Origin of the sequence: Pseudomonas sp. LH21 (assembly GCF_036549575.1) — a bacterium.
Classification (GTDB): Bacteria; Pseudomonadota; Gammaproteobacteria; order Pseudomonadales; family Pseudomonadaceae; genus Aquipseudomonas; species Aquipseudomonas peradeniyensis.
Genome location: NZ_CP144367.1, coordinates 162,609 through 182,463, shown reverse-complemented (window position 1 = coordinate 182,463; position 19,855 = coordinate 162,609). Strand labels below are relative to the sequence as shown.

Here is a 19,855-nt window from a genome sequence, read left to right as displayed (position 1 = left end):
CATGCAACAGCCGCATGCTCTTATCTCTTGAATATCGCTTGTGAGAACTTTTTAATTCCATAAACGAATAAACAAGGAATGGTTTGTTTGAGAGGTGCCTTGATGAGCGAAGTCTTGAGCGTAGGCCAGCGCCGTCGATGGGGGCCGCGACGCGGCCCTTTCGCGGCGCAAGGCCGCTCCTACATACCGTGGGTCGTGCCGCTGGTGGTGGCGGCGTTATGGATTATCGCCAGCCGTGAACACTGGATGAGCGAGCAGATCCTGCCTGCGCCATCGCTGGTCTGGCAGAGTGCGCTGGAGTATGGCTCCGGCGAGCTCTGGGGACATCTGTGGATAAGTTTGCAACGGCTGATCTGGGGGCTATTGGCGGGGATTGGCAGCGGGTTGCTGCTGGGGACCTGGCTGGGCGGATCGCGACGGGCGCAGACCCTGGTGCTGCCCACCTTCGTCGCCCTGGCGCAGATCCCGACCCTGGCCTGGATCCCGCTGTTCATGCTGTTCTTCGGCATCGGCGAGCTGCTCAAGCTGGTGGTGCTGGTCAAGGCCGTGGTGGTGCCGGTCACGCTGCATACCCTGGTCGGCGTGCGCGACGCCCAGCCCAAGCTGCGTGAAGCCGCCGCCGTCCTGCGCCTGCCCCCTCACCTGCTGTTCCTGCGCCTGCTGCTGCCCGCCGCGCTGTCGGCGTTTCTCGCCGGTGTGCGACTGGCCCTGGCCACTGGCTGGACCTCGCTGCTGGCCGTGGAGCTGCTGGCCTCCAGCGAAGGCATCGGCTACCTGATGGTCTGGGGGCGGCAACTGTTCATGCTCGACCTGGTGTTCCTCTGCATCCTGGTGATCGGCCTGGTCGGCGCGCTGATGGATCGCGGCTTCACGCGCCTGGAGCGCGGCCTGTTGCACTGGCCGCAACCGGCCACGGGCGAACAGCTGCGCGGCCAGGTGCCACGCGGCTGGCAAAGCCTGCTGCTGCCTGCGGGGCTGTTGCTGCTGTGGCAGGCCGCCAACAGCCTTGGCTGGGTCGACGCCAACATCCTCACCTCGCCGCTGGATGTGCTGCGCAGCCTGTACGCAGGCCTGCTCGACGGATCACTCCCCGAGGCCCTGCGCCTGAGCCTGCAACGCACCCTGGCCGGGCTGCTGCTAGGCGGTGGCGCGGGCTTTGTGCTGGGCCTGCTGCTGGGCCTGTCAGCCAACGCCGAGCGGCTGCTCGGCCCGAGCCTGTCGGCGCTGCGTCAGGTAGCGCTGTTCGCCTGGGTGCCGCTGCTGACCGCCTGGTTCGGCCTGGGCGAGGGCGCCAAGCTAGTGTTCGTCGCGCTGGCGGCGTTCTTCCCGCTGCTGATCGCCACCCAGCGCGGCATCGCCAGCCTTCCGCCACAGCTGGGCGAAGCCGCCCAGGCCCTGCGCCTGGACCTGCCGCACCGGCTGCGTCTGCTGGTGCTGCCCGGCGCCGCCCCGGCAATCTTCGCCGGGTTGCGCCTGGCACTGATCTACGCCTGGCTTGGCACCATCGGCGCCGAGTACTTCATGCCCTCGGACGGTGGCATCGCCAGCCAGATGATCGGCGCCCAGCAATTGTTCCGCATGGACCAGGTGATGGCCGCCATGGTCCTGATCGGCCTGGTCGGCGCCCTGCTCGGCCACCTCGGCCAACGCCTCGAATCGCGCGCCACGCGCTGGAGATCCGCATGAATGCCTTCATCACCCCGGCCCTGCACGCGGCCAACCAACCCGACGCCACGCCGCCGCTGGTCAGTTTCGAGGGGGTCGGCAAGACCTTCAGCGTCGACGGCCAGCCCTTCGAGGCGATCCGCGACTTCGACCTGTCGATCAACGAAGGCGAGTTCATCGCCATCGTCGGCTCCTCCGGCTGCGGCAAGTCCACCCTGCTGCGTCTGCTGGTGGGGCTGGACACCGACTACAGCGGCACGATCCGGGTCGACGGCCAGCCGCTCGACGGCATCGGCGGCGAACGCGGCATCGTGTTCCAGGAGCACCGCCTGTTCCCATGGCTGACGGTGGCGCAGAACATCGGCCTGGGGCTGGTCAACGAGACGCTCACCCAGGGCGAGCGCGCCCGGCGCGTGCACGAGTACGTGCAACTGGTGGGCCTGGTCGGCTTCGAATCGGCCTATCCGCACCAGCTGTCCGGCGGCATGGCCCAGCGCGTGGCCATCGCCCGTGGCCTGGTGGCCAGCCCACGGATCCTGCTGCTGGACGAACCCTTCGGCGCCCTCGACGCGCTGACCCGCCAACAGTTGCAGGACGAACTGCTGGCGATTCGCGAACGCTCGGGCATCACCATCCTGCTGGTCACCCACGATGCCGAGGAAGCCACCTACCTGGCCGATCGGGTGGTGGTGCTGGAGCCGAGGCCGGGGCGGATCAAGGCGGTGGTGGAAATCGAACTGCCGCACCCGCGCCAGCGCACCGGCGTGGCATTGCATGGCTTGCGCGAAAAGGTCTTGCACCAGATCACCGGGGATGGCGGGTATCTCAAGCCTGCGGGACAGCGGGTGGAGGGGCTGCGGCCGGAGCTGATCGCACTGTGACCGGCACCCGCTGTCCCCCCGGGAAAAAACTCCGCAGATCAAGGTCATGGACGCCACCGACACAGATGGGTATCATGCGGCCCGTTGCACTCGTAGCTCAGCTGGATAGAGTACTGCCCTCCGAAGGCAGGGGTCGTGGGTTCGAATCCCGCCGAGTGCGCCATACACCAAAGCCCCGGAACGCTCCTGGGCTTTTTTGTTTCAGCCCCCCACCCGCGTGAAGAACCCTCTACGCGGGTGCATGGCCACCTCTCATGCCCCTTGTTAATCGGTACAGGGTTGCCCACCGTCTCGGACGGCCTGCCGGGCGACGCTTCCGGCACCCTATCCATGCACACAGCAAACCGACGCACTGACCGGCCCAGGCAAGCGCTCCTCGCTCAGATCTTGATCCTGTCGATCCCCAGCACGACATAGAAGGGCGAGTACTTGATCTGCTCAATGGTCAGCAGGAACGTTTCGTTCTCATGGGTAAAGGTGATCGTCGAGCCTGGCTGAACGTCGTAGTTCGGCATACGAAAGGATGAAGTCGTGACATCCAAGGTGGCCTTCGACTTAACCTGGCAAGGCAAGGCACATATATCGCCCATCGACTTGAGGATGATCGTCAGGCCAAGAGAAGGCTCGGTGCGTGTGCCGCCGGGAGCGAGCGCCGACCTCGCGGGAAACACCATGCTCTGCTTGTTCTGTGCCTTGTCATCGCCAGGTGTTCCTCGCGCAGGTGAACCGAACAGGGGCAGTGCCTGGATTGCCTTTTTGTACTCCTCCTTGGTGAAGGTCCCATTCGAGTACTCGATGCACAGGCGATAGTGGACAGTCTCGACCGTTTGAAGCTGAGGGTCGATCTCTCGGATCTTCTCGTACTTCCTCTCGATACCCGCCCCCGCTTCCAGGGCGACCTTACGCACCTCATTCAGCTTGAAGTCGAAGGAACCATCCGCCTTGGTAGCCGTTTGCATGACATCCGCCGGAGGTGGGGGGCAACGAATGCCATCGGTAGCCGTCTTCACGACAGTGGAATCCCGGGCATTCGGATCATTAACGCATCCGGCACAGACCAAGGCACAACACAGCAAAAACAGCATTCTAGTCGTCATTTCCATACGCCTGCACATTTCCGGGGCCGCCCACCATATAGGCTTGATGCCGGAAACAAAAGGCCACTATAAGGCCACCACCAAATTCGCCATGACCTCACAATGCCACCTCTCACACGCAGCCGCGCATTGGTGATAGCTTGAGCATCTTCCGTTTGCGTAAACGGTCACCCTCCACCCCTTGCAAAGGAATGCGCACCCCCATGCCATTTACCAAGCTATCCGCCGCATCGCTCCTGCTGGCCAGCGTGGCCATGTTCTCGATCCCGGCCCAGGCCAACCTCTCCCAGCAGCAGTCCGCCGCCATCATCAAGGCCTACGATGGCAGCGACCCGGCCGACTTCAAGCAGTTCCTCGGCAAGCTGGCCGGCAGCGACCTGGCCAAGGCCGACAAGCTGGACGACACCCTCAAGCTGTACCTGGCCGGCAAGCCGCTGAGCGCCGAGCAGCAGGACGAGATCAACCGCCTGCTGGGCCTGTACACCCGCATCAAGTACGGCAAGGCCGCCAAGGAAACCCTGCGCGAGCTGGTGGAGATCCCGACCTATCGCAAAGAGGGCGTGGCGCAGCACGAGAACCCGGAATTTCTCAAGATCGCCGACAAGATCAAGGCCCTGGCCGAGGGCTTCGGCCTGACGTTCCGCAACATCGACAACCGCGTCTACGAGATCACCCTCGGTGAAGGCAAGGAAGTGATCGGCATCCACGCCCACGCCGACGTGGTACCGGTCACTCCGGAAAACTGGAAGCTCAAGGACGGCACCAAGCTCGACCCGTTCAAGGTCACCCTGGTGGGCGACCGCATGTATGGCCGCGGCACCGAGGACGACAAGAACGGCATCGTCGTCGCGCTGTACGCGCTGAAGGTGGCCAAGGACGAGAAGCTGCCGCTGGCCCGCCAGTTCAAGCTGCTGGTGGACACCACCGAAGAAACCACCGGCGACGCCATCCCTTACTACTTCGAACGCAACGCCACCCCCGACTACAACCTGGCGCTGGACGGCGGCTACCCGGTGGTGATCGCCGAGAAGGGCTATGGCACCGTCATGGCCACCTTCGCCAAGCGTGCCGGTGACGGCAAAGGCGCCGAGGTGATCAACCTCACCGGCGGCCTGGCCACCAACCAGATCCCCGGCAGCTCGGTGGCGACATTGACCGGCGACAAGCCGGCCGACCTGGCCAAGGCGCTGAACAAGGCCGGCGCGGCCTACGTCAAACGCCATGGCGGCGACTTCAGCATCGACGCCAAGGTCGACGGCAAGCAGGTGCTGCTCACCGTGACCGGCGTCTCGGCGCACTCCTCCGAGCCCGAGTCCGGGGTCAACCCGGTGGCACGCATGCTCGACTTCCTCAACGGCCTGGGCAAGGACGTGCCGCTCAAGCACAACCACATCACCGACGCCGCCCGCTACGCCGCCGACAACTGGGGCTTGGACTACCTGGGCAACAAGCTCGGCGTCGGCTTCAAGGACGACTTCATGGGCCCGCTGACCACCTCGCTGACCTTCGTCGGCCTGGATGACAAGGCGCTGAAGCTGGCGGTGAACCTGCGCATTCCCAAGGGCAAGTCGCTCGACACCCTGAAGGGCGAGATCGCCCGCAAGCTCGACGGCTGGAAGGCCAAGAGCAAGACCCAGGTGGCCTTCGACTACACCCTCGACGCGCCGATGTACCGCAACCCTGAAGGCGAATGGGTCAAAGCCCTGCTGGCCGTGGCCAGCGAGAACCTGGGCATGAAGCACGAGTACGGCACCTCCGCCGGCGCCACCTCGGTGCACGACCTGCCCAACGGCGTGCAGTTCGGCCTGGCCATGCCGGACGTGAAGTACACCGGGCACAACGACAACGAGTTCAAGACCGTGGAGCAGTTCATGCTCGACCTGCAGATCGTCAGCGAGATGGTGGCGCGGATCGGGCAGATGCCGAAGCTCTGATGACCCACTTGGGGCCGCGTTGCGGCCCCTTGCCGCAATGACGTTTTTCAATCACCTCGATGCCGTTTCCTGCATTGCCGTGCAGAGCGCCGTGCCGGATGCTTTATTTACTCCGACACGTCGCGTTTCCACCCACAGAGGCCCGTATGAAGAACGTCGAACAAATCCTCAAAGCCAAGTCCCAGCACCACACCGTCTACACCATCAACCCTGACGACTCGGTGCTGGATGCCTTGAGGCTGCTGGCGGAGAAGAACGTCGGTGCACTGCCGGTGGTGGAGAACGACCAGGTGGTGGGAATCGTCAGCGAACGCGACTACGCCCGCAAGCTGGTGCTCAAGGGTCGCTCCTCGGCGGCCACGCCGGTACGCGACATCATGAGTTCTCCGGTGGTCACGGTTGAGCCCAAGCAGAACCTCGAGTACTGCATGAACCTGATGACCAACCGCCATCTGCGCCACCTGCCGGTGGTACACGAAGGCAAGCTGCTCGGGCTGCTGTCGATCGGCGACCTGGTCAAGGAAACCATCGCCGAACAGGCCAACCTGATCCTGCAGCTGGAGCAGTACATCCGCGGTGAATGACCCTGCTCAGTGATAGGCGCGTTCCAGCTCGTCCAGCTGATGGTCGAAGCTGCGCAGGCGCGCCGACCAGGTGTACACCAGCACTTCCAGATCCCTGTTGAGCACGGCGGTGTTGCCGCCGTCACGGGCCGGCGCGTCGCACAGGTCCAACTGGTAGCGCTCGCGGGCCATGGCCGTGGCCACGCTGGACAGGTCGCGGGCATTGGCCAGCCAGTGATGGTGGTGGTCATGCACTTCCCGGTCGAGTTCCCGGCACTGGCGCTTGAGCGCGTCCAGGCTCTGCTCCAGCGGCGTGCCCTTGAGCTCGCCCATCACCTCCTCGAAGGTACGCCCGGAGTGCCAGTAGCTGCCCCAGAAATAACGGTCGAACACCGTCTCGACCCGGCGCAGGGCGACCTTGGTGTTCCAGATGGTCAGCAACGTTCGTCCCTGGGCGACTTCGCGCCTGTTCAGGTGCAGCTGCTGCCAGGCGATCCACGCCAGGCCGCACAACGCCACCGCTGCGGTCACGGCGGCGGCGGCATAGAGAAACTGCACGGCCTGGTTCATCGTGTGGGTGTGCCGGATACCGTAGAAGTAGCCGGCGGTCAGGGTGCCCAGGATCGTCACGGTGCACCAGAAACCTGGTGCGTAGGGATCTTTCATTGCGCCATCCCCTCTTGTTTTACCTGAGCATAGCAACGGCCCGATCGCCCATCAGGTGCCGCTCGGCGCTTTATTGGCGGGGACGGCGCAGCGCTTCGTTGAGTTGGTCGAAGGGTACCGCCCAATCGGCGTCCTCTTTGATGCTTTCCTCCAGGAAGTCTTTTTGGGCCTTGGTCCAGAACGGTGCATCCACCAACTTGATTTCGTTCTTCAACGGCGAATGACTGGTAATGAACTGGTCGATGCTCTTGGCATCGTCCGGCAGGCCCAGTTGCTTGAACAGTTCGGAAAACTTGTGGATCGGCGCTTCCATGATTCACTCCTATGGCCGGGTTGGTCGTCCACGACGCCAGCCCGGCGTGGGTTGCGAGCATCAGCTCAGTTCGCGCACTTCGGCGTGCGGCACCAGTTTCAAGTATTGCTCCATGCTCATGTGGATAAGGTGATCGTGGTCACCTGCCTCGAGATAGACATCACCCTGGCGGGTAAGGGTCCGGTCGAGCAGCATGGGAATGTTGTAGGCGTCGCCCAGGGCCGGGATGGCGCCGCGCTCGCAATCGCCGAACAGGCTCGGCAGGTTGCTTTCGCGGGTCAACTGCCAGGCGCCGGTCATGCGCACCTCGGTCATGTCCAGGTGCCGGTTGGCCGGCAGCACGGCCATGATGTAGTTGCCATGGCGGTCATCGAGCATCACCGACTTGGCGACCCGCTCAGCGGGTACGCCGGCCGTGCGCGCCGACTCCAGGCTGGTGGCCGAATGGGGATGGGGAATGATGTCGTAGTCGCAGTTGGCCTGGTCCAGGCGCTGCTAAAGGGTCTTGGCCATACGCATGATGCACCTCCGGTTTTGCCCCCACCCTCAAGTTTAGGCCGTGGACCGGCAGCCACGGCTAAACTTCAAGGACAGGTCCGCATGAGGTGACGACAGGTGATCGCCCGACGCTGGCGCATGCTGCTGTTGTTGCTGATCCTGGGCTTCGCTCCGGGCGGCTTGGCCGCGCCCGGCGCCAATGTGTGGCTGCTGAGCGTCGACGACGCCATCGGCCCGGCCAGTGCCGACTACCTGTTGCGCGGGCTGGACCAGGCGCAGGCGCAAGGCGCGCAACTGGTGGTGATCCGTCTCGACACCCCCGGCGGGCTCGACAGCGCCATGCGCCAGATCATCAAGGCCATCCTCGCAAGCACGGTGCCGGTGGCCACCTACGTCGCCCCGGGCGGTGCCAGGGCGGCCAGCGCCGGCACCTACATCCTCTATGCCAGCCACGTGGCGGCCATGGCCCCAGGGACCAACCTGGGCGCGGCGACGCCGGTACAGATCGGTGTCCCCGGCACGGAGGAAAAGCCCGCCGCGAACAGCGAGCAGGACACCCTCGCCCGCAAACAGGTCAACGATGCCGCAGCCTACATCCGCGGCCTGGCGCAATTGCGCGGGCGCAACGCCGACTGGGCGGAAAAGGCCGTGCGCGAGGCGGTCAGCCTGTCCGCCAGCGAAGCGCAACGACTGAAGGTGATCGACCTGGTTGCCGCTGACCTGCCCGACCTGCTGCGCCAGCTCGATGGCCGGACGCTGACCGTCGCCGGCCAGGCCCTGCCCCTGCAGACCGCCGGCGTCAATGTGGTGGAGCACCTGCCGGACTGGCGCACTCGCCTGCTGGCGGTGATCACCAACCCCAGCGTGGCGCTGATCCTGATCATGATCGGCGTGTACGGCCTGCTGTTCGAATTCATGAACCCAGGCTCCGGGGTCGGCGGCGTGGTCGGCGGCATCTGCCTGCTGCTGGCGCTGTACGCCCTGCAATTGCTGCCGGTGAGCCACGCCGGGGTGGCGTTGATCCTGCTCGGGGTGGCGTTCATGGTCGCCGAGGCGTTCCTGCCCAGTTTCGGGGTGATCGGCTTCGGCGGCATCGTCGCCTTCGTGGTCGGCGCGGTGATCCTGATGGACACCGACGCCCCTGGCTTTGGCATTCCGCTGACGCTGATCGTCAGCCTGGCGGTGCTGTCGGCGCTGTTGCTCGGCGGCGTGCTGGGCATGGCGCTGAAGGCGCGCCGGCGCGCCCTGGTCAGCGGCGATGCCGGGCTGGTGGGCAGCCTGGTGACGGTGACCCAGGTGCGCGCGGACAACCCGTTCTGCGGCTCGGTACAAGCCCAGGGCGAACAGTGGCAGGCGCAGTGCGCGACACCGCTGCAGCCGGGCCAGCACGTGCGGGTAACGGCCCGTCATGGCGTGACGCTGGAGGTCAGCGCCACTGCGCCCACGGCGCAAGGAGAGTAGACGATGTTCATGCAATTCGGATTCAGCGCCGGGCTGGTGCTGCTGGGCATACTGCTGCTGTCGGCCCTGCGCATCCTGCGCGAGTACGAGCGAGGCGTGGTGTTCCAGCTTGGGCGCTTCTGGCAGGTCAAGGGCCCGGGGCTGATCATACTGATTCCCGGCATCCAGCAGATGGTCAGGGTCGATCTGCGCACCGTGGTGCTCGACGTGCCGCCCCAGGACGTGATCACCCGCGACAACGTCTCGGTCAAGGTCAACGCGGTGCTGTACTTTCGCGTGCTCGACCCACAGAAGGCGATCATTCAGGTCGAAGACTTCCTCACCGCCACCAGCCAGCTGGCCCAGACCACCCTGCGCGCCGTGCTCGGCAAGCACGAGCTGGACGAACTCCTGGCCGAGCGCGAACAGCTGAATTCGGACATCCGCGAGGTGCTGGACGCGCAGACCGACGCCTGGGGCATCAAGGTGGCCAACGTCGAGATCAAGCACGTCGACCTCAACGAGTCGATGGTCCGCGCCATCGCCCGCCAGGCCGAGGCCGAGCGCGAACGACGGGCCAAGGTGATCCATGCCGAAGGCGAGCTGCAGGCGTCGGAGAAACTGATGCAGGCGGCGCAGATGCTAGGCAAGGAGCCGGGGGCGATGCAGCTGCGCTACATGCAGACGCTGGGGTCGATTGCCGGGGACAAGAGCTCGACCATCGTGTTTCCGTTGCCGGTGGATCTGCTCAAGGGGTTGGTGGACAAGCAGCGATAGCGGTGCAGCATTCGCGGGTAAACCCGCTCCCACAGGTACGCCACTGTCCTCGAGAGGAGTGGTATGCCTGTGGGAGCGGGTTTACCCGCGAATGGCTTCACGCAATTTATCAGAGCGGCGCCCGGCGCAGAGTGGCAAGGAACGTCGCCGCACCGATGAACAACCCGGCAAAGGTACGGTTCAGTCGCTTCTGCTGCTTCGGCGTGCGCAACAGGCGCAGCACCCGCGAAGCCAGCCCGGTGTAGCCCGCCATCACCAGCAGGTCGACGCTGATCATGGTCACGGTGATCGCCAGGTACTGGGGCAGCAACGCCTCGTGCGGGTTGATGAACTGCGGCAGCACCGCCAGCATGAACACCAGCGCCTTGGGGTTGCTGACGTTGACCAGGAAACCACGGAACACCAGGCTCAGCGGCTTGCCGATCGGTCGCACGCCGGACTCGTCGCTCATGTCCATCGGCAGGGCTTGCCATTGCTTGTAGGCGAGGTAGACAAGGTAGGCGACGCCGAACCACTTGATGACCTGGAAGGCGGTGGCCGACGCGGCGAGGATGGCGCCAACACCGGCGGCGATGATGGCGATCTGCACGATCAGGCCCAGTTGCAGGCCCAGGGCGTTCCAGTATCCACGCCAGAAACCGTACTGCAGACCACTGGACATCGAGGCGATTGCCCCGGCACCCGGCGACAGGCTGATCACCCAGCACGCGGCAAAGAAGGCCAACCACGTTTCCATCGACATCGCACACCTCGCTCGAACAGCTTTTGCAAACCGCTAAGCTAAGGTGTTGGCGAAAAAATAACCAGTGGTTTTTCTGCTTGAAACGATCGCGGGGCAAGCCCGCTCCCACGCCAGCCATCCAAAAGGACCAGGGCGTGGGAGCGGGCTTGCCCCGCGATTACAATGAGCAGCGCCCTGTCAGTCGCTCTCGACAGGTGCCTCTTGCAAGGCCACTGAAGCCTCGGTACCACGCCAACGCCGCACCGCCTTCTGGAAGAACTGGCTGTTCGGCACCTGCACCAGTGCCCCGCCCGCCTCCGGCGTTTCCATCAGCGTGGTGTACAGCAGGTTGATGGCGATCACCCGGCCTTTCACCCCCGGCTTGTCGAGGGTATCGACCAGCTCGACCACATCGCCAATGCGAAACGGTCCGACGGTGAAGATCAGCACCGCGCACAGCAGGTTGGACAGCACGCTCCAGATGGCGAAGAACGCCACCGCCGCCACCGCGACGAAGCCCGACAATGCCGTCCACAGCACCGTGGCGGACACCCCCATGCGCTCGAGCACGAACAGCAACGCGCTGCCCATGATCAGCCAGCGCAGGGCACCGCGCACCGGCACCATCAGCTCGTGCGGCAACGGGTAGCGTTCGCCCAGGCTGCGCAGGCCGCGGGCGACCATGCGCTGCAGGACGAACGCGGCGATCAGGATCAGCAGGATCTGCAGCCCCAGCCAGAACGTGTCCATCCACTGTCCCGGCAGCAGCGAACGCAACTCCTCCATCAGGACAGCGCCTCGAGCTCGGCCTGCATGCTTTCCAGCGTTTCCAGGGCTTCCATCCAGGCTTCCTCAAGCTCGCCTTCGCGTTGCTTGAGCTTGGTCTGGCGGGCCAGCAAGTCGCGCAGCTCATCCTTGCGCGAGCCCTCGTACAGACCACTGTCGCCCAACGCCGTTTCGATCTCGGCCAGTTGCTGGTGCACCTGGTTGAGTTCGCTCTCCAGCTTGTCGGCTGCCTTCTTGTGCGGCGCCAACTGCTGGCGCAGGGCCGCGGCGGCCTGGCGCTGGGCCTTCTTGTCGGTCTTGTCCGGGTTCGCGGGCGTGCTGCTCACCGGCGCGTTGCGCTGGCGATACTCGACCAGCCAGCGGCTGTAGTCGTCCAGGTCGCCGTCGAAGGTGTCGACCTTGCCATCGGCCACCAGCAGGAAGTCGTTGGTGGTGCTCTTGAGCAGGTGACGGTCGTGGGACACCACCACCACGGCACCGGCGAACTCCTGCAGGGCCATGGTCAGCGCCAGGCGCATCTCAAGGTCCAGGTGGTTGGTCGGTTCGTCGAGCAGCAGCAGGTTCGGCCGCTCCCAGGCGATCAGCGCCAGGGCCAGGCGTGCCTTTTCGCCACCGGAGAAATTCACCACCGGTTCGTCGACACGGTTGCCGTGGAAGTCGAAGCCGCCGAGGAAGTCGCGCAGGGTCTGCTCGCGCTCACCTGGGGCGATGCGCTGCAGGTGCAGCAGCGGGCTGGCCTTGTCGTCCAGCGAGTCGAGCTGGTGCTGGGCGAAGTAGCCGACGGCGAGGTTCTCGCCACGCACCAGGCGCCCGGACAACGGCTGCAGCTCGCCGGCGAGGTTCTTGATCAGGGTCGACTTGCCCGCACCGTTGGGACCGAGCAGGCCGATCCGCGCACCCGGCGCCAGTTGCAGCTTGACCTTCTCGAGGATGGCCTTGTCGCCATAGCCCAGGCGGCCTTCGGACAGGTCGAGCAAGGGGCTGGAGATCTTCTCCGACTCGCGGAAGACAAAGTCGAACGGCGAGTCGACGTGGGCCGCCGACAGCTCCTCCATGCGCTCCAGGGCCTTGATCCGGCTCTGCGCCTGGCGGGCCTTGGTGGCCTGGGCCTTGAAGCGGGCGATGTACTTTTCCATGTGCGCGCGCTGCGCCTGCTGCTTCTCGTAGGCCTGCTGCTGTTGCGCCAGGCGTTCGGCGCGGGTGCGCTCGAAGGCGCTGTAGCCGCCCTTGTAGAGATTGAGCTTGCGCTGTTCGACATGCAGCACATGGTCGACCACGGCATCGAGGAAGTCGCGGTCGTGGGAGATCAGCAGCAGCGTGCCCGGGTAGCCCTTGAGCCACTCTTCCAGCCAGAGGATGGCATCGAGGTCCAGGTGGTTGGTGGGCTCGTCGAGCAGCAGCAGGTCGGACGGGCACATCAGTGCCTGGGCCAGGTTCAGGCGCATCCGCCAGCCACCGGAGAAGTCGCCGACGCGGCGGTCCATCTGCTCGTTGGTGAAACCCAGGCCGGCCAGCAGCTTGCGCGCGCGGGCATCGGCGGTGTAGCCGTCGGCGCTGTCCAGCTCACTGTGCAGGCGCGCCAGGGCGGTGCCGTCGTGGGCCTGCTCGGCGGCGGCCAGCTCCGCCTGGACCTTGCGCAGGCGGGCATCGCCGTCGAGCACATAGTCCACGGCGATGCGGTCGAGGGTGTCGACCTCCTGGCGCATGTGGGCAATGCGCCAGTCGCCGGGCAGCAGGCAATCGCCGGCATCGGGCGACAGCTCACCGCGCAGCAGGGCGAACAGGCTGGATTTGCCGGCGCCGTTGGCGCCGATCAGGCCGGCCTTGTGACCGGTGTGCAGGGTCATCTCGGCGCCTTCTAGCAGGCGCTGGGGACCACGCTGTAAAGTGAGGTTCGATAGTCTGATCATGATGGTCGCGGAGTCTACCAGCTTCGCCGATCACTGGCGCGAGTGAAACCATGCACACCGACCTGTGGAATCACGCCCTGGCCTTGTATGCCCGGCCAGGCGTCGAAGCCGCCAGCCTGGCCCTCCAGGAACTGGGCGGCGATGTCTGCCTGCTGCTCTGCGGCACCTGGCTGCAGGCCCGCGGCGTGGCCGCCGATGAACAGCGGATCGCCGCCCTGCAGGCCCTGGCCGGCCCCTGGCAACGCGATGTGGTGACGCCGCTGCGCGCGCTACGCCGGCAATGGCGCGAGCAGGCGCTGGCCGACCCACAACTGAGCGTGATGCGTGAGCAGGTGAAGGCGCTGGAGTTACAGGCTGAACGCACCTTGCTGGAGCGTCTGGAGGCGTTGGCGCGTGGATGGCCTGCGCAGGCGGGCGCCGCGCAGGACTGGCTGACCCGGCTGGCGCCGGACCAGGCCCGGGACCACGACGCGCTGCATCAGCTGCGCGCCGCGGCCCGTGAGCTTCAGGACGCCGAAGTCGGCGACTGAGCCGGTGTGGTGGTTGCCGCAGGCGTGGCCGCGCTGGTCGCAGGCGCCGGAGTGGCGCTGGCGGTCGGCGTGGCTGGCTTGCTTTCGGCTGGCTTGCTGGCTACAGGCTTGGCCGGAGCTTTGGCAGCGGCTGGTTTGGCCGGGGCCTTGGCGGCAGCAGGCTTGGCTGCTGGTTTCGCTGCAGCGGTCTTTGCCGGTGCCTTGGCAGCAGCTGGTTTGGCCGCTGGCTTGGCAGCAGGTTTAGCGGCAGCGGTCTTCACCGGGGCCTTGGCGGCAGCCGGTTTGGCTGCTGGCTTGGCAGCAGGTTTCGCGGCGGCGGTCTTCGCCGGGGCCTTGGCAGCAGCCGGTTTGGCTGCTGGTTTGGCCGCAGGCTTCGCAGCAGCAGTCTTCGCCGGTGCCTTGGCGGCAGCAGGCTTGGCCGCTGGCTTGGCGGCAGGTTTCGCGGCGGCGGTCTTCGCCGGGGCCTTGGCGGCAGCAGGCTTGGCCGCTGGCTTGGCCGCAGGTTTTGCGGCGGCAGTCTTCGCCGGGGCCTTGGCGGCAGCAGGCTTGGCCGCTGGCTTGGCGGCAGGTTTCGCTGCAGCGGTCTTCGCGGGAGCCTTGGCAGCAGCCGGTTTGGCCGCTGGCTTGGCGGCAGGTTTCGCGGCTGCAGTCCTCGCCGGGGCCTTGGCGGCAGCCGGCTTGGCCGCTGGTTTGGCAGCAGGTTTCGCGGCGGCTTTCGGTGTCGCAGTACGCGAGTCCAGGGCCTTGGCGGCCGCCTCACGTACCTTGCCGACACCCTGGGCCAGTTTCAGGCTTTCCTGGGCATCGCGCTTGAGTTGCTGGATATAAGTACGGGTTTGCGCCTGGCGATCCTTGAGCGAATCGAGCAAGTCCTCAAGTTCTCCGGCGACTTTCTGCGCCTTGCCCTGAGCCTTGGCTTTACCGGCCTTGGCGGCGTCCTGCAACTTCAGGCGAGCGTTATGCAGTTTCTCCTGGGCCTTGCCACGTTGTTTTTCCAACTTGGCCAACACAGTTTCTCGGCATCCGCCAGCGCTTGGGAGCAGGCATCTTCCAAATGTTCGAGCAAGCTACCCGAAAGTTGCTGGAGCAGGTGCAACGGCGTACTGACTGCTTTCTTCTTGGCCGACATGGTTTACCTCCTGGCTGACGAGAGTGCGGCTCATACTATGCTTCTGCTGCTACCGCCGCTAGGGCATGTTGACAGTCTCAGTAGCGCCGCGTTGCATGCCTGGGCAAAGTTGTTGTCTTGCAGCTGGAAACAAGTGTAGTTGCCCATTAGTGCACTGCCGATATTTACACATCTTCGCCCAACAACGCTGGCATACTTTGCGCTCTTTACCGCAGGAACCGTCCATGCCTCGTTATCTGATTCTGGGCCTGTGCCTGGTGATGCCGCTCTCCCTGGCCAACGCCGAAACCGCCCCCGCCAACGACAGCGACCTGGCCTACAGCCTTGGTGCCAGCCTGGGCGAGCGCCTGCGCCAGGAAGTCCCCGGCCTGCAGCTCGACGCCCTGGTCGAAGGCCTGCGCCAGGCCTACCAGGGCCAGCCGCCACGCATTGCCAAGTCACGCATGCAGGCCATCCTCGAGCAGCACGAGACGCAAGCCAACGCCGCCGCCGAACAGGCCCAGGTGGAAAAACTGGTGGAAGCGGAAAAACGCTTCATTGCCGGTGAGCGGGCCAAGACCGGGGTACGCGAGCTGCCCGAGGGCATCCTCTACAGCGAACTGGCCAGCGGCAGCGGCGCGCAACCCAAGGCCAGCGGTCGCGTGCAGGTGCGCTATGTGGGGAAACTGCCGGATGGCACGGTGTTCGACCAGAACCTGCAACCGCAATGGTTCAAGCTGGACTCGGTGATCGAGGGCTGGCAGGTGGCGCTGCCACGCATGAAAGCGGGGGCGAAGTGGCGGCTGGTGATCCCGTCGGCGCAAGCCTACGGCGCCGACGGTGCGGGTGACCTGATCGCACCCTATACCCCACTGGTGTTCGAGATCGAACTGCTGGACGTGGCCGACTGAATCAGGCCTGCAGCGCGTCCTCTTCCTTGTGCGCGGTATGCAGCACTTCGATGAGGCAGTCCTCCAGCTCGAAGCGTTCTCGCAACAGGCCGCCCAGCTTGCCCAGCTTGTCCGCGAAGCGCTCGGGGTCGGTGCACTCGCCCTTCTCGCAATGGTCGTTGAAAGCCAGCGCGATCTGGGTGCTGTCATCGATACGCGGGTTGATCTGTGTGGCAAGCTCCAGGGCCTTGGTATCGCCAAAGGCCTTGGCTTCGCTGACCAGCTGCTCGCTGACTTCGAAGTGCCAGGCCGAGACATAGTCGACCAGGAGCGCGCAAAAATCGCGGTTCTTGTCCTTGTCGGCAAAAGCCGGCTTGGCATCGCGCAAGGCGCGGAAGGCATGCACCAGCTCCTGGCGCTCCTCCAGCCAACGATCGATCAGCTTGTGAACACCGCCCCAGCGTTCCTGGGCGTTCTGGCAACTATCGAGCATGGCGATCTCTTCCCTTCTGGGTAGATGCCGCTGCACCTCGCGACACAACACCGTGGCACAAAGGTGACGTCAGCAAACGGCATCGAGCAGTTGTATTTTCGGTAAGCGTGCTGGGAGATTATTCCCGCGCGACCTGCCCTTCAAGGTACGCAGCAGACAAAGTTCATACAAGCGTTTAATCCCGTTGCCGGCCACCGCTGGTCGCGCAACACCTGGTGCATTGCCGTGGATCAACCCGCCGCGTCCTGGCGCAATCGATACAGCACCAGCCACGACAACGGCACCGCCGCCAGCAACAGGAACGCCAGCAGGCTCCATTCCGGCAGGGTCAGGTCGAGGAAGCTCCAGTTGACCGACACGCAGTCCGGGCTGCCCAGCAGGAACGCCTGCAGGATCTCGCTCCACGGGCGTTCGACCAGGTGCGCCAGGGGCAGGTGGCAACCGCTGACCGGCAGCGGCTCGGCCTGCAGCCAGACATGCCGCCCCGCCAGCAAGGCGCCCGCCGACGCGAACAGCAGCGCCAGCCAGGCATGCCAGCGGCGGGCGCCGGCGTGGAGCGTAGCGACCAGGCAGGCCAGCGCAAAACAGCCCAGCATCAGGCGCTGGCTGAAACACAACGCGCAGGGGTCCAGGCCGACCACGTTTTCGAGACGAAACGATGCGACCAGCACCGCCACGGCGGCCAGGAAGGCGGGAAGGAACGAGCTGCGCAAGCAGGCCAGCGACATGGGCAGAAGTGATCCGAAAATGAAGGAAGTGGTTTGAAACGGTAGAGGAAAGGGGCGCTTTGTATCAAGGCGCTACAGTGCAGACAAGTCGCTGAATGGCTAGGGAATCATTTTCGTGAAACGTGGGAATATTCCGACGCGGACGAAGGACGATTCGACGCCCTCTGCGCAGAGGGCGTCTTGAGTCATCGCTCATCAGAGAATGCAACGCGCCGCTGGCAAAACATCGCACCGGCACAAGCAGGTATGCCCGCGATGCGCGACAGGTCCATCCCTTTCAAGGTTTTTGCGTTTTCTCGGATATGGCCGCTTCAATTCAAGATTGCCGGGGCTGCTTTGCAGCCCATTCGCGGCACAAGGCCGCTCCTACAGGATGGCGCGATCACCTGTAGGAGCGGCCTTGTGCCGCGAAAGGGTCGCAAAGCGACCCCGGCAAGTCCAAGTCGAACGCCCCTTCTCAACACCTGAAAGGGTTGGGCCTCAGGCCCGAACACCCTCCGGCAGCGGCAACGCCAGCAGGCGCTCATCCAGCAGCCCCAGGCCCTCCTGGAACAGCTGATTGCTGCGCTCGGTCTCGCCGAGCCCGGCCAGCAAGCGCGCCAGCTCGGCGCAGGTTTCCGGATTGCGCTCCATGCGCAGACTGCTCTCCAGATAATCACGCGCCTTGCCCCACAAGCGGTTCTGCAGGCTCAGTCGGCCGAGGGTGAGCAGCAGGCTCGGGTCCTGCGGATGCTCCTTCAGCCAGCCTTCGGCCGTCTGCAGCTGGCGCGCCGGATCATCGCCGCGCACCAGCCCGTAAAGGCGCGCCAGATGGCTTTCGTAGTCGCGCTTGAGCGCGCCGCGAAGCACCTGCTCGGCCTCGCCCTGGGCACCGACCTGACGCAGTTGCTCGGCGTAGGCCGACACCAGTTGCGGTTCCTGACGCTGGGCATTGGTCAGCTGCTGCCAGGCGCGCTCGAGCGCCTGGCGTGCCGCCTGCGGATCCTCGCCACGTGTCGCCGCCAGCCCCAGGTTCTGGCCCCAGGCGCGCTGTTCCAGGTCGGCCAGTTCCGCCGTCGGCAGCACCTTGTGCTTGCGCAGGTCCGGCAGCAGGCGGATCAACGCCGGCCAGTCGCCGCGCTCCAGGTGCAGGCGCTGCAACAGGCGCAGCACCTGGGCATTGTGCGGGTGACGCTCCTGCATCGCCTGCAGGGCCTCCAGCGCACCCTCGCTCTCGCCCCGGTCCATCTGCAGCTGGGCATGGGTGAGGGCAACGGCAAGCTCGGCCTGCGGCTGGCGTTCCAGGGCGCGTTCGAGCAGGTTGTCGCGCTCCTCGACCCGTCCCAGTTCGTTGGCGGCGCGAGCGGCGCCGAGGTAGTAGAGCAGTGGCTGGCGATCGGACTCGGCGGCCCGCTGCAAGTGGCGCTGGGCACTGGCCCAACGCCCCTCGGCCAGGTCCAGCTGGCCTTGTTCGACGGCGATGCGGGTGCGCCGGCTGCGGTTGCGCCGCGACCACGGGTTGACCACCCCGGACGAGGTCAGCACCAGGCCGACCAGGTAGCGCAGCAGCAACAGCAGCAGGATGATGCCGACCAGCGCGCCGAGCGCCGCCCACAGCCCCGACTGGTAGCGGAAACCGCCGTAGGCGATCAGCACGTAGCCGCTGTGCTTGGCGATCGCAATGCCCAGCGCCGCGGCGACGACGATCGCCAGCACCGCCAGCAGGTAGACACGCTTCATGGCTTGGCCCCCTCGGCGGCGGCCGGCAGGTGGCGACGCTGGATGTAGGCCTGCACCGCGGCCAGGCTCTCGCTCAGGTCAGGCGTGACCACCGACACCGGCTGTTCGGCCAGCTGGTTGAGGTTGTCGAGCATCGCCTTGCTTTGCGGATTGTCCGGATTGAAGTTGGCCAGCAACACGCTGCGCGCATCGTCCATGGCCTGGGCATAGACCTTGGCCTCGCCGTTGAGGGCCGCCCACTGCGCCTGCTCGATGGTCAGGCTCAGGGCCAGGCGCAACTGGTTGAGCGACTGCCCGGACAGCAGCGGGCGGACGTTGTCGTCGGCATTGAACTCGATCTGGAAATACTTGGAGATCTCCGCCCACCACTGCGACCAGCGACTGGCACCGTCGCCATCGGCGGTCAGCGCGCCCATGGCGTCGGCCTTGCTGTCGAATTCCGGCGACTGGGCACTGAGCTGCTGCACCAGTTCGCGTTGCGCGGCGAGCTTGAGGAACAGCCCGGTGCGATCCGGCTGCTCGGTGCTGGACAGCGTCGCCAGGCTGCGGGCCAACTGCTCGCGGGCAGCGAAGGCGCCAGGGTCGCTCTGCTCGCGGAGGATTTCATCGGCACCTTCGACCAGCGCCTTGGCGCTGGTGATGTCCTGCAACGCCGACAGGCGCAGGGTGGCCAGGCGCAGCAGATGCTCGGCCTCGGCCAGGCGCCACTCCTTGCGGCTCTCGCCGAGCACGGTCTCCAGGCGCTGGCTCAGGCGCTGCTGGTCGCCCTGCAGTTGCGCCACCAGGCGCCGGCGGTCTTCCAGTTCACTGGCCGCTGGCAGGCTGGCCAACTGCGCGCTGAGCTGCTGCTCGCGCTGCTGCAGCGCGTCGGCGCGTTGGTTGAGGGCTTGCAGGTGCTCGCCCTGGCCTTGCTCGCTGCCTTGCAGCTGGCGGACCTGCCAGACGCCCCAGCCGCCGACCGCGACGCCGGCGGCGCCCAGCAGCAGGGCCAGCAGCGCCAGGCCGTTGCCGGAGCGTCGGGCGGGCTTGGCGGTGGCGGATTGCGGCGCCTCGGGCGCCGCGGGCTGTTCGGTGTTGGACAAGACAGTTTCGCTCACGTATCCATCCTTTGCATGGTGGCGCATCGCTCTCTAGCT

General features: G+C 65.6%; 19 protein-coding genes, 1 tRNA gene and 1 pseudogene. 9 read left to right on the top strand and 12 right to left on the bottom strand.

The genetic code is table 11. From position 1 onward, the window contains the following. Window positions 1–102 precede the first annotated feature (102 nt). From VUG52_RS00895 to VUG52_RS00885, 3 genes are all read left to right on the top strand, one after another. Window positions 103–1,686, top strand: a complete 1,584-nt coding sequence (locus tag VUG52_RS00895; RefSeq protein ID WP_052896346.1) for an ABC transporter permease — start codon at window positions 103–105, stop codon at window positions 1,684–1,686. Next, window positions 1,683–2,546, top strand: a complete 864-nt coding sequence (locus VUG52_RS00890) for an ABC transporter ATP-binding protein (protein ID WP_050703298.1) — start codon at window positions 1,683–1,685, stop codon at window positions 2,544–2,546. Before VUG52_RS00895 ends, VUG52_RS00890 begins: the two co-directional genes overlap by 4 nt. A gap of 86 nt (window positions 2,547–2,632) precedes the next feature. Next, window positions 2,633–2,709: transfer RNA gene (locus tag VUG52_RS00885), tRNA-Arg, on the top strand. Between the two features lie 217 nt (window positions 2,710–2,926). Here VUG52_RS00885 and VUG52_RS00880 read toward each other — a convergent pair. Further along, window positions 2,927–3,631, bottom strand: a complete 705-nt coding sequence (locus VUG52_RS00880; RefSeq protein ID WP_156329569.1) for a hypothetical protein — start codon at window positions 3,629–3,631, stop codon at window positions 2,927–2,929. Window positions 3,632–3,846: 215 nt separating this feature from the next. Here VUG52_RS00880 and VUG52_RS00875 point away from each other — a divergent pair, with 215 nt between their 5' ends. Both VUG52_RS00875 and VUG52_RS00870 read left to right on the top strand, forming a co-directional pair. Further along, window positions 3,847–5,577 (top strand): dipeptidase, encoded by a 1,731-nt coding sequence (locus VUG52_RS00875; RefSeq protein WP_050703296.1) that lies wholly within the window; start codon window positions 3,847–3,849, stop codon window positions 5,575–5,577. 146 nt (window positions 5,578–5,723) lie between these two features. After that, window positions 5,724–6,161, top strand: coding sequence for a CBS domain-containing protein (locus VUG52_RS00870; protein ID WP_050703295.1), 438 nt, complete (start codon window positions 5,724–5,726; stop codon window positions 6,159–6,161). 6 nt (window positions 6,162–6,167) lie between these two features. Here VUG52_RS00870 and VUG52_RS00865 read toward each other — a convergent pair whose 3' ends face one another. The 3 genes from VUG52_RS00865 to VUG52_RS00855 form a co-directional block, all read right to left on the bottom strand. After that, on the bottom strand, window positions 6,168–6,806 hold the full coding sequence (locus VUG52_RS00865) for a hypothetical protein (protein WP_028688591.1): 639 nt from the start codon (window positions 6,804–6,806) through the stop codon (window positions 6,168–6,170). 70 nt (window positions 6,807–6,876) lie between these two features. Continuing rightward, window positions 6,877–7,119 (bottom strand): DUF2789 domain-containing protein, encoded by a 243-nt coding sequence (locus VUG52_RS00860; protein ID WP_050703294.1) that lies wholly within the window; start codon window positions 7,117–7,119, stop codon window positions 6,877–6,879. Window positions 7,120–7,179: 60 nt separating this feature from the next. Next, window positions 7,180–7,608 carry a YbaK/EbsC family protein gene (locus VUG52_RS00855; protein ID WP_331833198.1) on the bottom strand — a complete coding sequence of 143 codons (429 nt, stop codon included), beginning with the start codon at window positions 7,606–7,608 and terminating at the stop codon, window positions 7,180–7,182. 126 nt (window positions 7,609–7,734) lie between these two features. Here VUG52_RS00855 and VUG52_RS00850 point away from each other — a divergent pair, with 126 nt between their 5' ends. Both VUG52_RS00850 and VUG52_RS00845 read left to right on the top strand, forming a co-directional pair. Then, window positions 7,735–9,078 carry an NfeD family protein gene (locus VUG52_RS00850; protein ID WP_050703293.1) on the top strand — a complete coding sequence of 448 codons (1,344 nt, stop codon included), beginning with the start codon at window positions 7,735–7,737 and terminating at the stop codon, window positions 9,076–9,078. Window positions 9,079–9,081: 3 nt separating this feature from the next. Next, on the top strand, window positions 9,082–9,834 hold the full coding sequence (locus VUG52_RS00845) for a slipin family protein (RefSeq protein WP_050703292.1): 753 nt from the start codon (window positions 9,082–9,084) through the stop codon (window positions 9,832–9,834). A gap of 109 nt (window positions 9,835–9,943) precedes the next feature. On the opposite strand, the gene VUG52_RS00840 is transcribed toward VUG52_RS00845, so the two are convergent. The 3 genes from VUG52_RS00840 to VUG52_RS00830 form a co-directional block, all read right to left on the bottom strand. Then, window positions 9,944–10,576, bottom strand: coding sequence for a LysE family transporter (locus VUG52_RS00840; RefSeq protein ID WP_050703291.1), 633 nt, complete (start codon window positions 10,574–10,576; stop codon window positions 9,944–9,946). A 177-nt stretch (window positions 10,577–10,753) separates the two neighbouring features. After that, window positions 10,754–11,341, bottom strand: coding sequence for a mechanosensitive ion channel family protein (locus VUG52_RS00835; RefSeq protein ID WP_050703290.1), 588 nt, complete (start codon window positions 11,339–11,341; stop codon window positions 10,754–10,756). Beyond that, on the bottom strand, window positions 11,341–13,251 hold the full coding sequence (locus VUG52_RS00830) for an ATP-binding cassette domain-containing protein (protein ID WP_050703289.1): 1,911 nt from the start codon (window positions 13,249–13,251) through the stop codon (window positions 11,341–11,343). Before VUG52_RS00830 ends, VUG52_RS00835 begins: the two co-directional genes overlap by 1 nt. Window positions 13,252–13,301: 50 nt before the next feature. Between VUG52_RS00830 and VUG52_RS00825 the strand changes: the two genes are divergently transcribed. After that, window positions 13,302–13,781, top strand: coding sequence for a TIGR02444 family protein (locus tag VUG52_RS00825; protein ID WP_050703288.1), 480 nt, complete (start codon window positions 13,302–13,304; stop codon window positions 13,779–13,781). Here VUG52_RS00825 and VUG52_RS00820 read toward each other — a convergent pair. Continuing rightward, window positions 13,757–14,910 (bottom strand): annotated as a pseudogene (locus tag VUG52_RS00820) (AlgP family protein). The gene VUG52_RS00825 and the pseudogene VUG52_RS00820 overlap by 25 nt on opposite strands. A gap of 224 nt (window positions 14,911–15,134) precedes the next feature. On the opposite strand from VUG52_RS00820, the gene VUG52_RS00815 reads away from it, so the two are divergent. Then, window positions 15,135–15,800, top strand: coding sequence for an FKBP-type peptidyl-prolyl cis-trans isomerase (locus VUG52_RS00815; protein ID WP_050703286.1), 666 nt, complete (start codon window positions 15,135–15,137; stop codon window positions 15,798–15,800). Between the two features lies 1 nt (window position 15,801). Here the strand turns inward: VUG52_RS00815 and VUG52_RS00810 are convergent, their stop codons facing one another. The 4 genes from VUG52_RS00810 to VUG52_RS00795 form a co-directional block, all read right to left on the bottom strand. After that, on the bottom strand, window positions 15,802–16,272 hold the full coding sequence (locus VUG52_RS00810; RefSeq protein ID WP_050703285.1) for an Rsd/AlgQ family anti-sigma factor: 471 nt from the start codon (window positions 16,270–16,272) through the stop codon (window positions 15,802–15,804). Window positions 16,273–16,502: 230 nt separating this feature from the next. Beyond that, on the bottom strand, window positions 16,503–17,000 hold the full coding sequence (locus VUG52_RS00805; protein ID WP_220689961.1) for a disulfide bond formation protein B: 498 nt from the start codon (window positions 16,998–17,000) through the stop codon (window positions 16,503–16,505). 480 nt (window positions 17,001–17,480) lie between these two features. Then, entirely contained in the window at window positions 17,481–18,719 is a 1,239-nt protein-coding gene (locus VUG52_RS00800) for a heme biosynthesis protein HemY (protein ID WP_050703282.1), read from the bottom strand. Further along, entirely contained in the window at window positions 18,716–19,816 is a 1,101-nt protein-coding gene (locus tag VUG52_RS00795) for a uroporphyrinogen-III C-methyltransferase (protein ID WP_050703281.1), read from the bottom strand. Before VUG52_RS00795 ends, VUG52_RS00800 begins: the two co-directional genes overlap by 4 nt. Between the last annotated feature and the right edge of the window lie 39 nt (window positions 19,817–19,855).

Coding starts and splice junctions, on each gene's coding strand:
- VUG52_RS00895 (WP_052896346.1), top strand. CDS start 103: ATGAGCGAAGTCTTGAGCGTAGGCCAGCGCCGTCGATGGGGGCCGCGA.
- VUG52_RS00890 (WP_050703298.1), top strand. CDS start 1,683: ATGAATGCCTTCATCACCCCGGCCCTGCACGCGGCCAACCAACCCGAC.
- VUG52_RS00880 (WP_156329569.1), bottom strand. CDS start 3,631: ATGCTGTTTTTGCTGTGTTGTGCCTTGGTCTGTGCCGGATGCGTTAAT.
- VUG52_RS00875 (WP_050703296.1), top strand. CDS start 3,847: ATGCCATTTACCAAGCTATCCGCCGCATCGCTCCTGCTGGCCAGCGTG.
- VUG52_RS00870 (WP_050703295.1), top strand. CDS start 5,724: ATGAAGAACGTCGAACAAATCCTCAAAGCCAAGTCCCAGCACCACACC.
- VUG52_RS00865 (WP_028688591.1), bottom strand. CDS start 6,806: ATGAAAGATCCCTACGCACCAGGTTTCTGGTGCACCGTGACGATCCTG.
- VUG52_RS00860 (WP_050703294.1), bottom strand. CDS start 7,119: ATGGAAGCGCCGATCCACAAGTTTTCCGAACTGTTCAAGCAACTGGGC.
- VUG52_RS00845 (WP_050703292.1), top strand. CDS start 9,082: ATGTTCATGCAATTCGGATTCAGCGCCGGGCTGGTGCTGCTGGGCATA.
- VUG52_RS00840 (WP_050703291.1), bottom strand. CDS start 10,576: ATGTCGATGGAAACGTGGTTGGCCTTCTTTGCCGCGTGCTGGGTGATC.
- VUG52_RS00835 (WP_050703290.1), bottom strand. CDS start 11,341: ATGGAGGAGTTGCGTTCGCTGCTGCCGGGACAGTGGATGGACACGTTC.
- VUG52_RS00830 (WP_050703289.1), bottom strand. CDS start 13,251: ATGATCAGACTATCGAACCTCACTTTACAGCGTGGTCCCCAGCGCCTG.
- VUG52_RS00825 (WP_050703288.1), top strand. CDS start 13,302: ATGCACACCGACCTGTGGAATCACGCCCTGGCCTTGTATGCCCGGCCA.
- VUG52_RS00815 (WP_050703286.1), top strand. CDS start 15,135: ATGCCTCGTTATCTGATTCTGGGCCTGTGCCTGGTGATGCCGCTCTCC.
- VUG52_RS00810 (WP_050703285.1), bottom strand. CDS start 16,272: ATGCTCGATAGTTGCCAGAACGCCCAGGAACGCTGGGGCGGTGTTCAC.
- VUG52_RS00805 (WP_220689961.1), bottom strand. CDS start 17,000: ATGTCGCTGGCCTGCTTGCGCAGCTCGTTCCTTCCCGCCTTCCTGGCC.
- VUG52_RS00800 (WP_050703282.1), bottom strand. CDS start 18,719: ATGAAGCGTGTCTACCTGCTGGCGGTGCTGGCGATCGTCGTCGCCGCG.